The following is a 17,999-nucleotide window of genomic DNA, read 5'->3' as shown; positions in this document are numbered from 1 at the left end:
GATGCCTTCATTAGATGTGGTCGGTTTGGGTGCAATATATACAGATAAAATCTTTTTTGCCGAAGATTTATCGCGAGACAACAAATCTCGGATAAGTTCTTCTGCCGTATTTCCGAGTGGGTCAGCCGTAAATACTATTGTTGCTTTGAATAAACTTGGAATAAAATGCGGTTTAATCGGGGTTACGGGCAATGATAAGGTTGGGCTTGATATGACCGCTCAACTCAAAGCGTCTGGGATCGATATATCTCATATACAACATATTGATAAAGCGAGCTCTGATTTTAACCTGATTTTTAGGAAACCAAACACTAATCCAGTATATTTCACGTGTCGTGATGCTGGTACAAAATGGAAAATATACGATCATATTTTAGTTAAACTTATGGCAGCGTCAATAATATACGTCAGCGGTATTATTAATAAATCACAATTGAGTGTGATCAGTAGGTATATAGAATGCTCAAACTGCCATTATAAATTAAGCTTATTTATCAGCGATCAAGAATCGATGTTTGGGATTGAACATTATGAATCACTAATACGACAGGCTGAAATTATATTCCTGAGTAAATATGCTATTGAACGGTTGACCGGTAAAAAATATAAAGAATCAATCGATATCCTTCGTAAATTAGGATCGAAAACAGTTGTTGTTTTCCTTTTTTGCGGCGAAGCTTGTAAAAAAATTAACAAAAAAGGAATAGCAGCCGCAATGACCGCGTATATTCGTAATCATGAATATGAGTGTCTGATTGAATCAGCGGTTCGCAAATGGCCAAATATTGTTGAAAACACCGGTGTTCAGGATGCCTTTGCCGCGGGGTTTTTATTGGGATACTTAAATAATTTTACGATCGACAGATGTGGCTTCCTCGGTGATATAATGGCACAATTTTGTTTCAAAAAAAAAGGCGCCAGGAATGCAATTCCTGGCGCCTGTGAACTTATGGCTAGGTATTTTCAGATTTACCAGGAAGAACTTAGGCTCTAGATACTTGTTCTTCAGGTTTTTTCAGGATGTCATCTACCAAACCATATTCTTTCGCTTGAACAGGATTCAAGTAATAATCTCGATCGCTGTCGTGAATAATCTTGTCAATTGGTTGGCCGGTGTGCTTGGACAAAATATTTCGTATGATATCTTGCATCCGCATTATTTCACGGGCAGCAATCTCGATATCTGATGCCTGACCTCGTGCTCCTCCTATAGCTTGATGCATGTGAATGGTAGCGTTGGGTAAAGCGAACCTTTTTCCGGTAGTTCCGGCACATAATAACACAGTGGCCATACTGGCAGCCATACCAACACAAATAGTGGAAACCGCCGGTCGAATCAACTGAATAGTGTCATATATAGCCAATCCTGCAGAAATCACCCCCCCTGGCGAGTGGATATAAAGACTTATATCCTTATCCGGGTCTTCCCTATCCAAAAACAATAATTGGGCGATTATTGTATTGGCTACTTGGTCGTTTATCTCAGTGCCGAGAAATACTATACGTTCCTTTAACAACAAGGAATAAATATCAAAAGCCCGCTCACCACGCGCATTGCTCTCAATAACCATAGGTATCATGTTCGAATTATTCTCAGCCATTATTACTATCCTCCTTTTTGTTGTCTAATTCATGGTTTTCAATACTATTGGGTAAAATATCATCCTTTTTTTGGCTTGCTTTTTCCAGCTGAAGATCATCAGCATATTTTCCTTGCGCTATGTCTTTAAGACGCTGTAAGGTTTTACGTGTCAGCAGCACTTGACTTAAATCCTCTCTGGCTTCCTGGTTTTTAAACCGTGCCTTTTGTTCCTCACGATGTTCTTCAGGAAATGATTGAATTATTAGATCTAACTCCTTCTCAATATCATCCTCGTAGATTTCCAATTCTTCCTCAGTTGAAAGTTTTCCCAGAATCAAAGATTTACGCACCCTTTCTTCAGCAGCAGGCCTAAGTTTGTCTGCTAAAGCTTGAGGGTCCATACGACCAAGTAATTCCTGGTACTCTGCTTCAGATCCAACTTGCTGTTGCCACTGGTCTAACTGCTGATTAACCAACCTTTCATATTCCATATCAACCAGATTCGATGGAAACTCAGCTTTACTTATTCCAACCAACTCGTCTATAAGTTGTGACTCATATTTTTCTTCGGCCCGTTTTTCGAGTTGTTGGCGATAATTCTCAGCCATACGGTCTTTCAGCTCCGAGAAAGTTTCAATACCTACGCCAAGAGATTTTGCAAAGTCATCGTCTTCCGCGGGTAACTTTTCTTCTTTGATTTCGGTTATTTTAATTTTGAATTTTGGTTCTTTACCAGCCAATTCTGCCTTAGCAAAATCATCAGGATATTTGAGAATAAACTCTTTCTCATCATCAATATTTAACCCTATTATTTCAGCCGAGAAACCAGGTGCTGGATACCCTGACTCAACATTTATGCCGAACTGAGCGGATTCTTGATTAATAAACGGTACATCGTCGATGCTGCTTTGCAGATTCATCACTACTAGGTCTCCGTTTACAACAGGCCGATCAACGGGTTCCCAAGTAGCTTTTTCATGCTTTAATTGTTTTATCATGCCATCCAATACATCTTCTTTGACCTCAACCGGCTCAGGGACAAGGCGAATATCTTTATAAGCACCAAGTTCAATATTAGGTGGTAATGGCACTTTAGCTTTAAAAATCACAGGGTCATTCTGCAAAACTTCAACACCGGGAGTTCCAAAAGCTTTTATATCCTGTTCTTTAATGGCTTCAGAACAGGCTTTCGGAAGAACTTCATCAAAAGACTCTTCAATAATACGGTCCTTCCCTAAATAGCGCTCGAGAATCGGCCGCGGTGTTTTTCCTTTGCGAAATCCCGGAACTTCAGTCCTCTTCACCAACTTGCGGTAAGCGTTTTCCAACGCAAGTTTCATATCTTCACTATCAAGCTCGATAGTTAAAATGGCCTGACAATTCTCTATCGTTTTTTCTGTAACTCTCATCAATACCCCTACTAATTATTAGTGTTATTATAAACTATTATTGTATTTTCAAAGAAATATGTACTTGGTCCAACTGCTCATCAGTTACTTCTGAAGGAGACCCAAACATGGGATCCATCCCGGCTTGATTTTTTGGAAATGCTATTACTTCCCTAATAGTAGGTTCTCCAGCTAGAATAGCTACTACTCGATCAATTCCAGGAGCTACACCCCCATGAGGTGGAGCTCCATATTCAAAAGCATTCAGCAGTTGTCCAAACAAGGCTTGTAATTTTTCTTCAGAATGACCCAATAATTGAAAAATTCGCCGCTGCAATTGCGGCTGATGAATACGTATGCTACCTCCGGCAATTTCATAGCCGTTTAAAATAAGATCGTAGTGCCTGCCGTGAACTTTACCTGGTTCGGTATCAAGTAAAGACATATCCTGTTCTTGAGGCGCGGTAAAAGGATGGTGAGTCGATTGCCAACGTTCTTCTTCATTATCCCAAGTAAACAGCGGAAAGTCCTTAACAAATGCAAACAGTAATTCATTTTCGTCGGCAAGCTTTAATTGACTACCTAATTCAGAACGTAAATTTCCAAGAACATAGTTTACCTTTTCGCGTTTACCGGCAACACACAGTAAGAGGTCACCACGCGTAGCGCCACAGCGCTCGGCCATTGATTTAACCTGTTCAATTGTTAAATATTTAGCGGCGATCGACCGTACATTTTCCATTTGTATTTCTGATATCCCCCCCGCTTCTGTACCAAGCGAGACCGGCACTAACCCAGCTGCGCCCAGTTGTTTAGCTCTATCAATAATCCCTTCAATGTGTTTCTTTGAATAATTTCCGCAGCCCGGAGCAGATATAGCTTTAATTACCCCCCCATTCTTAACGGTATTAGAAAACACACCGAAAGCGGTATCAGCGGCAATATCGGTTAAATCAGCTAATTCCATGCTGTAACGCAAATCCGGTTTATCACTGCCGAATCGCTCTGTGATTTCATCATAACTAAAACGCGGAAAGGGTTTCACCAGCTTTTTATCAGGGGTAACAGATTCAATCAAAGAGGTAAACAGACCCTCCAGAAGCTCCATCATATCTTCTTCATTTATAAAACTCATTTCAATGTCTAGCTGAGTAAACTCCGGTTGACGGTCAGCTCTCAAATCCTCATCACGAAAACATTTAGCAATTTGATAGTATTTTTCGATACCGGCAACCATCAATAATTGCTTCATTTGCTGAGGTGATTGAGCTAATGAATAAAACTTTCCAGGATATAATCTACTTGGAACCAAGTAATCACGAGCACCTTCAGGTGTACTTTTTAGCAAGATAGGGGTTTCTATTTCAATGAAACCTCTCGCATCCAAATAACGCCGCATAAACCGAATAACTTTATGCCTTAAAATTAGGTTATCCTTCATGCGTGTACGTCTAATATCCAAATAACGGTATTTCAATCTCAGAGTTTCATCAATATCTAGATCTTCATTTATGTAGAATGGTGGAGTTTTTGATTCATTTAGTATTTGAACAGACTCGACGTTAACCTCTACTTTACCTGTGGGCATACTGCTGTTCTCGGTACCAAAAGGTCTCTGAGCAACCGTGCCGGTTAATTTTATGACAAATTCATTCCTAAGATTTTCAGCTATTTTATGAACTTCAGTTCCATCTTGTGGATTAAATACTGTTTGAACAATGCCTGAACAGTCTCTTAAATCAATGAAAATTAGACCGCCATGGTCACGCCGGCGATGTACCCATCCTGCTACGGTGATTGTTTTTCCTATATGTTTTTCACTGATTTCACCGCACTGGTGATCCTTAATCAAGATATTGCCTCGATTCAGAGTTTTAATAATGTAAAACTTGATTATATCCGAAGGTCTATTTGAGTTCAAACTAAACGTGATAGAATGTTTTCATTTGACCGATTATCTCTGGTAACGGATAATAGTTCACTGAAATAATTCATTTGAGGTGCTGTTGATGGAGGATGGTAATCTATTAGAAATTCGTGGTCTTAAGGTAGAAGTAGATAATAGAGAAATTCTTCATGGAATTGATTTGACTATTCGTCCGGGAGAAACCCACGTAATATATGGTCCAAATGGTAGCGGTAAGACCACCCTATTAATGACATTGATGGGTTTTCCAAAGTATAAAATTACTGCCGGAAGCATAATTTTTGCTGGCAAAGATGTCACCCATTTCTCACTCGACGAACGTGCACGAGCAGGAATCGGATTGTCTTTTCAGAGGCCTCCGATAGTCCGGGGTGTAAAAACGAAAGACATGGTTACTGCCTGTTTTGCCAATCGTGAGCACGAGGATACCTTAGCTAATTTAGCCGAGAAGGCAAATATGACCAGTTTTCTCGACAGAGATATCAATCATGGATTCTCCGGTGGTGAAACAAAGAGGTCTGAATTGTTGCAACTTTTAGCGCAGAGCCCGGATTTAGTTCTGTTAGATGAACCTGAATCTGGTGTGGATTTAGAAAATATTGCTCTTATCGGTGAACTTATAAATGCTCTTTTAGAAAAAACCCATCCCATGCGCAATCGCACGCGAAGTGGCTTGATTATTTCCCATACTGGTCATATTCTCAATTACGTCAATGCACGTACTGGATATGTAATGTTCGAAGGGAATATTATATGTGAGGGTGACCCTCATGAAATATTAGAAACGGTAAAAGTTAAAGGTTATGGAGACTGCGCTTCATGTCAAATATGCAAAAGATGAATAATTCGGGAGATAAAGAGCGAGCACGAGCCGCAATTGACAAAAAAGCGGCCTCCGGGTCTGATATTGACTTGGAAAAATTACAGAAACCAGACAAACAAAAACACCATTACCTTAACGACTTGGAAAAAATTGATGAAAGAGATAAAAACCGAATGTTGGAGTCCGGTATCATACTTGATGACCTTTCCCAACGAACCGGAACATTTGTCCAAGTAGACAACACACCGATCCATTTTAGTACTGTTCAGGAAGGTATTGAGGTAACAAGTGTTAGTAAGGCTCGAGAAAAATATGATTGGGTTGATGATTACTTCTGGAAAGCAGTAGAGGTTGATGCCGACAAATACACAGCTCATGTCGAATTGAATAATGCTGACGGTTACTTTATAAGAGCGCTTCCTGGAGTGAAAACTGAATATCCCGTTCAAGCGTGTTTATATCTTCAGCATGGTCAAGCTGTACAAGACGTGCATAATATTATCATTGCGGAAGAAGGGTCAGAACTCCATATTATTACCGGTTGTTCGGTAGCTCATCGACAGGAAATGGGTCTTCACTTGGGTGTTTCTGAGTTTTATATCAAAAAGGGGGCTAAGATAACCTTTAGTATGATACATAATTGGTCGAACGAAACAGAGGTAAGACCTCGTACCGGAGCGATTGTTGAGGAGGACGGATTATTTCTATCCAATTATGTAATTATGAAACCGGTGCATTCTATACAGTCCTCGCCGGTAGCTAAATGCGTGGGTAAAAATGCCACCGTTCGGTTTAATTCTATAATGGTGGCTTCCCCAGGATCACACATGGATTTAGGATCTAGGGCTTTTCTTAACGCTCCTGGCGCTAAAACAGAGATGATAGCCAGGGCTATTACCTCCGGAGGTGAAATAATTTCACGCGGCTATATGGAAGGCAATTCCGTGGATATCAAAGGTCATCTTGAATGCCGAGGGTTGATATTGAAAGACAATGGAAGTATTCATGCAATTCCGGAGCTAAAGGCTACCGTACCCAATGTGGATTTATCACACGAAGCCGCGGTTGGTAAAATAGCAGAGGAGGAAGTTGAGTATCTAATGGCGCGAGGTCTCACCAGAGATGAAGCAACTGCCGCGATAATCCGCGGCTTTCTCAAAGTTGATATTGAGGGCTTACCTTCTACCCTCAATATCGAGCTCCAAAAAGCAATTCAAGCATCAGAAAACGAGGCACTCTAATATAGCTTGGTACATAATATATTAAAAGCCCCCCTTTGTTGACCTAAAGGGGGGCTTTAATGTTCTAAGAACCGAACTGGTTCATAAAAATTAGCCTCACGCGGATATGCTTGAATTACATCCACTCGCTCCAAAACTGCTGTTACCACAACTAAATTTTGATAAAATTCTTTGTACTTTACCTGATTTGCATTCAGGGCACTTTATTTCTTCGTTATCTAAGAAATGTCGTAACATTTCAAAATTGTTTTTGCATTCTTCACACTGATACTCATAAATAGGCATATTTTCTCCTTATTTGTGTTATAGTTAATGTTACATCCTCCTTTTCTAATAAGCGGTGATAAATATCACATATTTTTTACAGTCGCGTAAAAAGTAATAGTAGTAGCATAATTTAACTATTTATAAAATCTTTTAAAAATGTTTTTAGTCACTACACCATTAGACATGAAAAAGCGAAACTGGGACAAGCTGGACATCATCCTTGTCACTGGTGATTCTTACATTGACAGTCCTTTCATCGGTATTTCGTTGATTGGCAAGTTCTTGGCTGCCGAAGGATACAAAGTCGGTATTATCGCCCAGCCAGATATAAATACTGATTCAGATATTACACGGTTGGGTGAGCCATCGCTTTTTTGGGGTATAAGCGGTGGGTGCATCGATTCAATGGTTGCCAATTACACTTCTTTAAAAAGAAAGCGCCGAAAGGATGATTATACTCCGGGGGGCATAAATGACCGTCGTCCCGATAGAGCCGCCATTGTGTACAGCAACCTTATCAGGAAATATTTTAAGAGTACTGTCCCAATCGTGCTCGGAGGACTCGAGGCTAGCTTGCGTAGAATTGCCCATTATGATTATTGGGATGATCGAATACGAGGCTCAATACTAATCGACGCAAAAGCAGACTATCTTGTTTATGGTATGGGCGAAAAAGCAATTATTGAACTGGCTGCCAGGATTTCTAAAAGTAGTGATCCTCGATCCATACGTGGTTTATGCTATGTTGCCGGGAAAAATGATTTTGATCATATCGAGAAAGGTTATATTAAACTACCATCTTTCGATGCAGTGTCCAGTAATAGTAACAATTTCATAGAAATGTTTCACAAATTTTATTTAAATAATAATCCGATGGACGCTGTTGGACTTTATCAGAGACATGGTGATCGGGATTTGGTACATAATCCACCGTCCTTACTTCTTACAACACCGGAGTTAGATAAAGTGTACTCTTTATATTTTGAAAGAGCCCAACACCCGTATTATGAAAAATTTGGGAAGGTAAAAGCCCTAGAAACAATAAAGTTTTCTATTGTTTCTCATCGAGGGTGTTATGGCGAATGCAATTTTTGCGCCATCTCTTTACATGAGGGACGTATTGTACACTGGCGCAGTGAAGCTTCAATTATTGAAGAGGCTAAAGTCTTAACGAAATACAAAGATTTCACCGGATATATCCGCGACCTCGGTGGTCCGACGGCAAATATGTATGGTTTTGACTGTAAAAGCATGGCTAAATATGGTCCTTGTAAAAATAAACATTGTCTTACACCGAAAGTCTGCCCGAAATTAGATCCAGACCACTCTAGGCAAATAGATCTGCTTAAAAAACTACGGAAATTGAAAGGGATCAAGAAAATTTTTATAGCTTCCGGGATTCGCTATGATTTAATCGAAGCTGACGGTCAACACGGTAAATCATATCTGAAAGATATAATACAACATCATATATCCGGCCAATTAAAAGTTGCACCGGAACACAGTGAAAATAAAATATTGAAATTGATGGGCAAACCTGAAATTAGTAGTTTGGTACGTTTCAAAAAAACCTTTGATTATTTAAGTGCGAAAATCGGCAAAAAACAATTTTTGACATACTATTTCATCGCTGCTCATCCAAGCTGCACTCAAAATGATATGCAGAAACTAAAACAGTTTGTATCTCAAAACCTGAAAACTAATCCGGAACAAATCCAAATATTTTTGCCTGCACCATCTACTTGGTCCAGTGTTATGTATCACACGGAAATTGACCCCTTCACTGGAAGAAAACTTTATGTAGAAAAAATCCTTAAAAAGAAACAAGCTCAAAAAGAGATACTTCTGCATCAATGCCAAAAACCCAAGATCCGGCTACATCAAGCTTAGTACTGGTCAAAATGAAAATATCCCCATATTCAAATATTTGCTTAATATGAACTAATGAATTCTAATGCATCAAACAACTAATGGTGAGCCGCAGAGGACTCGAACCTCTAACCAGCTGATTAAGAGTCAGCTGCTCTGCCAGTTGAGCTAGCGGCCCAGGAAACACAGGTGTTAAGCATAACAAAATCAGTATAATACGGCAAGCAGATTATGATAAGCCACAAGCGGTTTCCGCAATTTCCCACGAATAATCATAAAGATGAATACCTTTACTGACTGCTATAATCTCTCCGTCATCCACTCCGATTTCGCAAGCCATATATTCTTTCAGGAGTTGCAATGCAGCAAGATTAGATGGGAATCCTGCCCAGAGGTCCCAAGATCGAAAATAAACGATGAAATGCAGTTTGCCATACCTCACACGGGTATCAATACCTCTTAAGCACGGAGGGTCACTCAAAAATATTGACTCTGGATTTCCAACAGTCATGAAAGCCTGATTTGTATTAAAACCTTCTTCTTTATACATACGGATTACTTCGGATATCTGGCTCTCCAAATACTGACCATAAGTATATTGCTCTCCTTCTGCCCGCTGCGCAGTCATCAGATATGGCAAATAATGATCCAAATAACCCATAGTAGTTGGGGGCGGAACACCTGGAGGGACATCAGGTATAATTGGCCGGTTACCCGGGTTTGTTATCTGGATAGTGAGCATATCAAGTTCCCGGCGTTGCTGGCCCGCATAACTGCCCCTTTCAATAGTATATTCATAACCATTTTTAAGTACTTCACGAAGACATACGAACCATGATTCCGACAGGTCACGAGCCACTAGGCTTGAAATTTTCATTGCAACTCCAGATTATTGCTACTATGTATTTTCAGACTCGCTTATCACGGATAGTTGAAAAAAATCGATCTTGATACTCGTTAAAAATATCCCAACGATCTAATTCTGATTTTAGAATAATGGGATCTATTTCTCCATTTCTCAGTTGTCCGAACAATCGTTCGATACGCACGCGTGTTTCAACAGTAATTCCTCTTTTATCTATAGACAGATAACCTTTTTGGTGTAGTTCTAGTATGTTCTGCCTGATGGAACTCTCAGTCAGATCATAAATGAATTTAAACAGCGATACGTCCCATATATCATCCAGACCACGGATAATTGCCGCCTTTTTTTCATCACGTTTAATAATATCAGAGTTTATTCTCTCGGCAACTTCAGGTAGATTTCCACTGAGAATACTTAAGTCGCCAGGTTCATTTTTATAAGAGTAAAGCAAGCCAGGTGCATTTGGTCCTATACTTTCAGCAATCATGTTGAAATATTCCTGAGCTTGATCACCAAAACCTTCCAAACGCTGCAAATAAAATGGGGTGACTAATTTGGGTTGTTCAGCCACTACTATACCTTGACGGAGAACCGTTTCAGGAGAAGAGCTCCCATCTTCAATTGCAGTGTAAATTGGCTCGGTCAGAATGTAGTAGTGAATACTTGTCTGCCCGAATGTTGCAAGCAACTGTTCGGGCGGTCTGATAACTTGAGTGTGACTAATAGCCTGCTTGATATGGTGGCTATAATCTTGCATACTCAAAACTAAGCTGTTTCCAAAAGTTCTTTCCTTATTCGGTCGATAGAGTTCATATATTGACGATCATATTGACTTGAAACTCTCTTCCATTCTTCTTGAAATTGCGGATATTGTTCAACGTTCATATTTCCAGAATACTCTATACCTTGTTGTTCTTTAACAGTTTGTCGGATACGATTTTCAAAATTTGTTTTAAATGCTTGATAAGCTTGTTGTTTTTGTTGGTCACCCACTTTTTTATAATGGTCAAAAAGTTGTTGCAACTTACCTAATAATTCCGCAACAGCTTCTTTATCGTCCTTCAGAATCATAACGGCTGTCGAAATTTTCTGATTATTATCTTTGATTACTTCAGTTCGTGGTAAATCCAATCCCGCGATTATTATTGGGATCATGCCTTGCTTAATATACAATAATTCGCCAGGGTTATACGATGCAATTTCCTGTTCCAAATCTAAATCTTCAGTAAGATACCGCTGTGCTAATTTTTCTCCTATTGGCACAAGTTTCCATCGCAATCTATCTTCTTCCGTAATGTCTTCTATTTCGTTTACTTTTTCAAGCGCAATTTCCCGAGCAGAACGGATTTCACTCATTATTTCCCCCATCATATTTAACACTAATTCTGATTATACAAGATAGGTATTTACCAATAAAACAACCCATTCAACAACTTCCCTATTAATTTATAGTACATAAGTTAATGTCATCCAAAATTTTAAAACAAAACTATCATAATAGTATGGGGCTTAATTTTAACTTCTGTAACTCTCTAATTACGGTTTTTTAGTAGCCAATATTCTAAGCTGTCAACAAGAGCGAGCCAACTTGCTTCAATAATATTAGAAGAGGCGCCTACGGTGTGCCATTCTTCATTTCCATCCGTCGATTCAATAAGAACTCTTACTACGGATCCAGTTCCTATGCTTTCTTCCAATATACGCACCTTGAAGTCTTTGAGGTTTACATGGGCTAATGATGGGTATGACGGAAGTAAAGCTTTTCGTAAAGCGATATCAAGGGCATTAACAGGTCCATTACCTTCGGCTGCGGTGTGCATTATCTGGTCGTAAACTCTAACTTTGACTATCGCTTCACTCATCATTTCTTCATGAGGTAAAGACAACATCGGCGTTCTACGACGTTTTTCAATTACAACCATAAAATCGATAAGCTCAAATGGTGCTTGGTAAGTCGGTGACGCGCGATGCACTAGAAGATCAAAGGATGCTTCAGCATTCTCATATTGGAAACCCAAGCTTTCCAGCTCTTTTACTCTTTCAAGCAGTTTTTTAACCTCTCCTCCCTTTGAAGACAGGTCAACTCCAATCTCTTTTGCTCTATGGATAATATTCGTTTTCCCGGATAGTTCAGATACCAGCGTGCGAGGCTTATTCCCCACGGTCTCCGGGTCTATATGCTGGTATGCAAAAACCCACCTTGATAGCCCAGAAACATGCAGCCCGGCTTTATGAGAAAATGCACTATGGCCAACGTAAGGTAAAAATGGATCAGGCGCTAGATTTGCCGCCTCAGATACGAAATGGGCCAGCTCAGTCAATCTTTGGAGTTTATCTTTAGTAAGAACATTAAAACCCATTTTTAATTTTAGTGCAGGAATGATAGAACATAAATTGGCATTTCCACAACGTTCACCATATCCATTGATAGTACCCTGAACATGAACAGCACCCGCAGATACCGCTGCGAGAGTATTGGCTACGGCTAATTCACCATCATTGTGGGCATGAATTCCAACGGGAACATTGAATCGTTCAATTACGGCCTTTACAGCCTTCGCTATTTCTTCTGGTAGAGCACCTCCATTTGTATCGCACAAAACCAGACAATCAGCACCAACTTCAGTCGCGACCTCAAGTACTTTTAATGAATAATCTTTATCATCTTTAAAACCGTCAAAAAAATGCTCCGCATCAAGGAATACTTCCTTGCCTTTAGATTTCAGATAAGCTATTGAATCAGCCACCATTTGAAGATTTTCCTCAAGACTAGTTCCTAGCACCTTTGTTACCTGTTTAGATGAACACTTGCCTACCAAAGTGACTACCGGAGCTCCAGACTCTAAGAGCGCTCTAAGGTTTACATCTTCTTCTGCGGCTGTTCCTGCTTTCCGGGTACTCCCAAATGCAACTAAACGGGCGTTCTTTAATCCCTCATTCAGCATACACTGAAAGAATTCATTATCCTTTGGATTAGCTCCTGGCCACCCTCCTTCAACATATTGGAAACCAAAATCATCAAGCTTCCTGGCTATGCGAATCTTATCCAGCACTGATAAGGAAATCCCTTCGCGCTGGGAACCATCTCTTAGAGTTGTGTCGTATAAGACTATTTTAGATATCATCGGACCTCAGTTGCAATCATATCTCCCATTTTTTGCGTGCCAATTATATTTTTTTCCGGTGACATTATATCAGCAGTACGGTATCCTTTTTTTAATATAATTTCTATGGCTTTCTCGACAGCGTCAGCCTCTTTTTCTAAAGCCATTGAATACCTGAGCATCATTGCCACGGACAATATGGTTGCAATCGGATTAGCAATGTCCTTTCCTGCTATATCTGGGGCACTGCCATGAACAGGCTCGTATAAGCCGAAAGTTGGTCTTCCGGCTAACGGAATACCAGACAGACTTGCTGAAGGCAACATACCCATTGAACCAGCTAACTGAGCCGCTTCATCAGATAGAATATCACCAAAGAGATTTTCAGTTACAATAACATCATAAGTGGCAGGAGTGCGTATAAGTTGCATTGCACATGCATCCACTAGTGTATGGACTAGAGCCACATCTGGATAATCCACAGATACTTCTATAGCTATTTGCCGCCAAAGTCGTGATGACTTCAATACGTTTGATTTATCAACAGACACCAGTTTCTTTTTACGTTTTCTCGCTATTTCGAAACCAACTCGCATGATGCGCTCAATTTCCTGTTCAGAATACACCATTGAATCGACAGCTTTTCGACCGCGAGAGGTTAACCATTCTTTTTTAGGCTTCCCGAAATAGGCACCTCCTGTAAGTTCCCTGATAAAAATAAAATCTGTTCCCCTTAAAACACTCGGTTTGACGGTACTGGCATCAACAAGTTCATCAAAAACCTTGACCGGTCTCAAGTTAGCGAAAAGACCTAGTTCTTTCCTTAATGCTAATAAACCGTCCTCAGGATGTACTGGTAATTGAGGATCGTCAAATTGGGGGTCACCCACTGCGGCTAATAACACAGCATGGCTTTCCCGGGCTGATTTCAAGGTTATTTCAGGTAGGGCCAACCCTGTAGTATTTATTGCTACCCCGCCGATGAGCTCATTTTTATATTCAAAAATATGCCCAAACTTACTAGCGACTGCATCTAATACTTTGAGGCCTTGTTTCATTACTTCTGGACCAACACCATCTCCGGAAAGAATAGTAATCTTATATTTCAATGCTAAACAGCCCCTTCAATAATTCTATTTTGTGTGTATTCAACTAGTCCACCTGATTGAATTATCTTTTTCATAAAATCAGGATATGGTTTGGCGCTGAAGACTTTGCCTTTTGTTATGTTTCTGATTGTTCCGGCTGAAATATCAATTTCTAACTCATCACCCGTATCTGTTGTTTCTACAGCTTCAGGACTTTCCAGTAATGGCAGTCCTATATTGATAGAATTTCGAAAAAATATTCGAGCGAAACTTTTAGCAATAACGACTGAAACACCTGCGGCCTTTATAGCAATTGGGGCATGCTCTCTTGATGAGCCACATCCAAAATTGGAGGTAGCAACAATGATATCCCCTTGTTTAACCTTTTTGGCAAATTTTATGTCAATATCTTCCATGCAATGTTCTGCTAAAGCTGATGGTTCAGATACGTTTAAATACCGAGCAGGTATTATGGCATCTGTATCAACATTTGCCCCAAATTTATGAACAAAACCTTTAAACAAAATTACCCCCTAATAATCCGGCGAAACAATTTTTCCTGCGATGGCACTTGCAGCCGCAACGGCCGGGCTTGATAAATACACTTCACTTTTCGGACTTCCCATACGCCCAACAAAATTACGATTAGTAGTTGCCAGGCATTTTTCACCGGCAGCAAGTATTCCCATGTGGCCGCCCAAACAAGGTCCGCAAGTTGGAGTAGATACCGCGCAACCCGCCTTTATAAATACCTCAATATAACCGGAACGAAGCGCGTCAAGGTAAACTTGCTGTGATCCTGGAAGAATGATACATCTCAGATTTGAATTAACCTTTTTCCCGTTCATAATCCCGGCGGCTACTTGTAGATCCTCAAACCGTCCGTTGGTACACGATCCGATAACTACCTGGTCAAGATAAACCCGCCCAACCTGACTTACAGGTCTTACATTAGAGGGCAAATGTGGCAACGCAACTTGTGACTCAAGCTTACTAACATCATATTCGTAAACTCGTTCGTATTCAGCTTCGGAATCAGGTTCAAATACAACAGGGTTTCTGTCACCTCGGTTTTTTGCATACGAAATTGTTTTCTTATCCGCATAAAACAACCCAGCTTTGGCCCCGGCTTCAATAGCCATGTTGGCCATTGTAAAACGACCATCCATTGATAATTTATCAATCACTTCCCCCCCAAACTCCATAGCCGCATAAAGAGCTCCATCCACCCCAATCTGTCCAATAGTATACAAAATAAGATCTTTACCACTTATATACTTAGGTAGTTTACCCTTAAAATTGAATTTAATAGTCGGCGGTACTTTCATCCAGATATCACCTGTCGCCATAGCCGCTGCAATATCTGTTGAACCCATTCCGGTTGCGAAAGCACTTAAGGCTCCGTAAGTACAAGTATGAGAATCCGCCCCAATTATTAAATCACCAGGCATTACTAAGCCTTTTTCATGTAAGATAACATGTTCAATACCCATTTGCCCGCATTCAAAAAAATTTACGCTTTGAGCCCTGGCAAATTCTCTAACTATCTTAACTTGTTCTGCCGAGGCTATATCTTTATTCGGCACGAAATGGTCGGGGACAAAAACTATTTTCTTCGGGTCAAAAACCTTATCTTGACCCAGCTTCCAAAATTCCCGTATAGCGATCGGTGCGGTGATGTCATTTGCAAGAACCACATCGACACGAGCACTTATAAAATCCCCTGGTCTTACTTCTGCTTTACCCGCGTGATCAGCCAGTAATTTTTCCGCTAAATTCACCCTTATTTACTCCCTTTATCAATAACACGTGACGAAATTAGTATAATTAGCACGATAATAGTAGCCACACTGGCTACCAAGTATAACCCTACGCCTACAGCAATACCTATGGCTGCCACAGACCAAACAGTAGCCGCGGTTGTCAGCCCTTCTATCATCCCTTCATCTTCGCGGCGTATTATTGCCCCCGCTCCCAAAAAGCCAATTCCGGTTACTATATTAGCGACAATACGAAACGAATCCCCCTCTTCAAGCGCGAATACGGAAATTAGCGTAAAAAGTGTAGCTCCTAAACAAATAAGCGCTAAAGTACGTACACCAGCAGATTTACCGGCCTTTTCCCGCTGTAACCCCACCACGGCCCCTAATAATCCGGCCAACATCAATCTGACAACCATAGTAACTTCTTCAGTCATTATAGAGCGTACTATCAGCCTTTCTTATTAGGATTAACTGCGTTATTTCGTACCGACAACAGTCTATTGAGTGCATTCATATAAGCCTTAGCACTCGACACAATAATATCCGTATCGGCACCTCGACCCGAGTAGGAAACCCCATCACTCTCAATTCGTATAAAAACTTCTCCAATGGCATCAATACCGGCAGTTACCGAAGTAACGGAAAATTCAGTTAATCGATTTGGCACACCAACAAGGCGATTTATTGCTTTATATACGGCATCTACCGGTCCTGTACCCAAAGCTGCATCCTCGATCATATCCCCATCGGGTGAAATAAGGCGAACCGCTGCCGTCGGCACTCCCTGGTCTCCACAAGTCACCTGAATTCGTTCCAAATGATATGCTTCAGATATCGTCCTTTGTTCCTCAGCTACCAATGATTCGATATCTCGATCCGCAACTTCCTTTTTTTTGTCTGCCAGTTCTTTAAAAGAATTAAAAACACGATCAAAATCTGCGCCGGAAATATTATAACCAAGCTCTGCCAGCCTCTCTTTAAAAGCGTGGCGACCCGACAGTTTTCCTAATACCAGAGTAGAAGCAGGAACACCTACGGAACGCGGATCCATAATTTCGTATGTCTTGGCCATTTTTATTACGCCATCCTGATGAATGCCGGATTGATGCCGGAAAGCGTTAGCCCCAACAATTGCCTTGTTGGGTTGAACCATAAAACCGGTCCGTTGACTGACTAATCGTGAAATGGGATATATCAATTCAGTCTTGATGGAAGAAGCAACCTCATAATAATCCTGGCGGGTTTTAATAGCCATTACCAATTCTTCTAAGGCTGCATTACCAGCCCTTTCACCTATGCCATTGACAGTACATTCCACTTGGCGGGCACCATGCTGAACAGCCACAAGGCTATTGGCCACTGATAATCCCAAATCATCATGACAATGTACGCTAATGATAGCTTTATCAATATTTGGTACATTTTTTTTGATACCACCTATTAACCCTCCAAATTCTACTGGCATGGCATAGCCAACAGTATCGGGTATATTTACCGTGGTTGCCCCGGCTTCTATAACAGCTTCAAGTAACGCGTATAAAAATTGGGGATCGGAACGTGATGCATCCATGGGTGAAAATTCAACGTCCGGCAGATAGTTTTTTGCACGAGAAACCATATCTTTAGCCAAATGCAAGACTTCGCTACGGCTCTTTTTTAGCTGGTGAACCATGTGAACATCTGAGGTCGAAATAAACACATGAATTCGTGGTGATACAGCGCCTTTCAGAGCCTCATAAGCACTGTCAATATCTTTAGGATTAGCCCTGGCTAACCCACAAACACTACAGTCTTTTATTTCTGTCGCGACTTGTTTAACCGCTTGGAAATCACCCGCAGAAGTAATCGGAAACCCTGCTTCAATAACATCAACACCCAACGCTTCAAGAGCGCGCGCTATTTCTAACTTCTCTTGTATATTCAGCGATGCCCCGGCTGCTTGTTCACCATCACGCAGAGTCGTATCAAAAATTAATAACTTATTCATCTCCGAGATTCTCCCCCTTTTATATAATTAACGAAAATAACAGCTACCCCCTCTTCCTACCTAGAAGAGGGGCAGCTAAGGATGAGAATTTTCCC

Annotated in this window: 17 protein-coding genes and 1 tRNA gene; 4 read left to right on the top strand and 14 right to left on the bottom strand. The window is 40.6% G+C overall.

Annotation, left to right across the window (positions count from 1 at the left end):
* Position 1: 1 nt before the first annotated feature.
* Entirely contained in the window at positions 2 to 994 is a 993-nt protein-coding gene (locus ACZ48S_RS04780) for a carbohydrate kinase family protein (protein ID WP_464211456.1), read from the top strand.
* Here ACZ48S_RS04780 and ACZ48S_RS04775 read toward each other — a convergent pair.
* The 3 genes from ACZ48S_RS04775 to aspS are packed head-to-tail and all read right to left on the bottom strand — an operon-like array spanning position 984 to position 4,822.
* Entirely contained in the window at positions 984 to 1,601 is a 618-nt protein-coding gene (locus ACZ48S_RS04775; RefSeq protein ID WP_464211455.1) for an ATP-dependent Clp protease proteolytic subunit, read from the bottom strand. The two genes, ACZ48S_RS04780 and ACZ48S_RS04775, sit on opposite strands and share 11 nt — an antisense overlap.
* Complete coding sequence (gene tig, locus ACZ48S_RS04770) at positions 1,594 to 2,991, bottom strand: trigger factor (protein WP_464211454.1); 1,398 nt, start codon at positions 2,989 to 2,991, stop codon at positions 1,594 to 1,596. The genes ACZ48S_RS04775 and tig overlap by 8 nt, the downstream gene beginning before the upstream one ends.
* A gap of 37 nt (positions 2,992 to 3,028) precedes the next feature.
* Positions 3,029 to 4,822 (bottom strand): aspartate--tRNA ligase, encoded by a 1,794-nt coding sequence (gene aspS / locus ACZ48S_RS04765; protein ID WP_464211452.1) that lies wholly within the window; start codon positions 4,820 to 4,822, stop codon positions 3,029 to 3,031.
* A 157-nt stretch (positions 4,823 to 4,979) separates the two neighbouring features.
* Here aspS and ACZ48S_RS04760 point away from each other — a divergent pair, with 157 nt between their 5' ends.
* Both ACZ48S_RS04760 and ACZ48S_RS04755 read left to right on the top strand, forming a co-directional pair.
* Positions 4,980 to 5,738 (top strand): ATP-binding cassette domain-containing protein, encoded by a 759-nt coding sequence (locus ACZ48S_RS04760; protein ID WP_464211450.1) that lies wholly within the window; start codon positions 4,980 to 4,982, stop codon positions 5,736 to 5,738.
* Positions 5,726 to 6,961, top strand: a complete 1,236-nt coding sequence (locus ACZ48S_RS04755; RefSeq protein ID WP_464214560.1) for a SufB/SufD family protein — start codon at positions 5,726 to 5,728, stop codon at positions 6,959 to 6,961. Before ACZ48S_RS04760 ends, ACZ48S_RS04755 begins: the two co-directional genes overlap by 13 nt.
* 96 nt (positions 6,962 to 7,057) lie before the next feature.
* Here ACZ48S_RS04755 and ACZ48S_RS04750 read toward each other — a convergent pair whose 3' ends face one another.
* Positions 7,058 to 7,246: an FmdB family zinc ribbon protein gene (locus ACZ48S_RS04750; RefSeq protein WP_464211448.1), complete on the bottom strand. Its 189-nt coding sequence runs from the start codon at positions 7,244 to 7,246 to the stop codon at positions 7,058 to 7,060.
* A 138-nt stretch (positions 7,247 to 7,384) separates the two neighbouring features.
* Between ACZ48S_RS04750 and ACZ48S_RS04745 the strand changes: the two genes are divergently transcribed.
* A complete protein-coding gene (locus tag ACZ48S_RS04745) occupies positions 7,385 to 9,118 on the top strand; it encodes a YgiQ family radical SAM protein (RefSeq protein ID WP_464211447.1) in 1,734 nt (577 codons plus the stop codon).
* 81 nt (positions 9,119 to 9,199) lie between these two features.
* On the opposite strand, the gene ACZ48S_RS04740 is transcribed toward ACZ48S_RS04745, so the two are convergent.
* From ACZ48S_RS04740 to ACZ48S_RS04695, 10 genes are all read right to left on the bottom strand, one after another.
* A tRNA-Lys gene (locus ACZ48S_RS04740) sits at positions 9,200 to 9,275 on the bottom strand.
* 51 nt (positions 9,276 to 9,326) lie between these two features.
* Positions 9,327 to 9,974, bottom strand: coding sequence for a thymidylate synthase (locus ACZ48S_RS04735; RefSeq protein WP_464211445.1), 648 nt, complete (start codon positions 9,972 to 9,974; stop codon positions 9,327 to 9,329).
* A gap of 31 nt (positions 9,975 to 10,005) precedes the next feature.
* Positions 10,006 to 10,725 (bottom strand): hypothetical protein, encoded by a 720-nt coding sequence (locus tag ACZ48S_RS04730; RefSeq protein ID WP_464211444.1) that lies wholly within the window; start codon positions 10,723 to 10,725, stop codon positions 10,006 to 10,008.
* Between the two features lie 2 nt (positions 10,726 to 10,727).
* Positions 10,728 to 11,318 carry a hypothetical protein gene (locus tag ACZ48S_RS04725; protein WP_464211442.1) on the bottom strand — a complete coding sequence of 197 codons (591 nt, stop codon included), beginning with the start codon at positions 11,316 to 11,318 and terminating at the stop codon, positions 10,728 to 10,730.
* A gap of 176 nt (positions 11,319 to 11,494) precedes the next feature.
* Positions 11,495 to 13,087, bottom strand: coding sequence for a citramalate synthase (gene cimA, locus ACZ48S_RS04720; RefSeq protein ID WP_464211440.1), 1,593 nt, complete (start codon positions 13,085 to 13,087; stop codon positions 11,495 to 11,497).
* Complete coding sequence (gene leuB, locus ACZ48S_RS04715) at positions 13,084 to 14,175, bottom strand: 3-isopropylmalate dehydrogenase (RefSeq protein WP_464211438.1); 1,092 nt, start codon at positions 14,173 to 14,175, stop codon at positions 13,084 to 13,086. Before leuB ends, cimA begins: the two co-directional genes overlap by 4 nt.
* Before the next feature lie 2 nt (positions 14,176 to 14,177).
* Entirely contained in the window at positions 14,178 to 14,681 is a 504-nt protein-coding gene (gene leuD / locus ACZ48S_RS04710) for a 3-isopropylmalate dehydratase small subunit (protein ID WP_464214558.1), read from the bottom strand.
* Between the two features lie 6 nt (positions 14,682 to 14,687).
* On the bottom strand, positions 14,688 to 15,935 hold the full coding sequence (gene leuC / locus ACZ48S_RS04705) for a 3-isopropylmalate dehydratase large subunit (protein WP_464211436.1): 1,248 nt from the start codon (positions 15,933 to 15,935) through the stop codon (positions 14,688 to 14,690).
* A 2-nt stretch (positions 15,936 to 15,937) separates the two neighbouring features.
* Positions 15,938 to 16,351 (bottom strand): MgtC/SapB family protein, encoded by a 414-nt coding sequence (locus ACZ48S_RS04700; protein ID WP_464211434.1) that lies wholly within the window; start codon positions 16,349 to 16,351, stop codon positions 15,938 to 15,940.
* 14 nt (positions 16,352 to 16,365) lie between these two features.
* Positions 16,366 to 17,904, bottom strand: coding sequence for a 2-isopropylmalate synthase (locus ACZ48S_RS04695; RefSeq protein ID WP_464211432.1), 1,539 nt, complete (start codon positions 17,902 to 17,904; stop codon positions 16,366 to 16,368).
* Between the last annotated feature and the right edge of the window lie 95 nt (positions 17,905 to 17,999).

It is taken from the genome of Dehalogenimonas sp. NIT-SK1, from assembly GCF_055384165.1.
The sequence above is the reverse complement of the archived record's forward strand: the minus strand, read 5'-3'. Positions and strand labels throughout refer to the sequence as shown.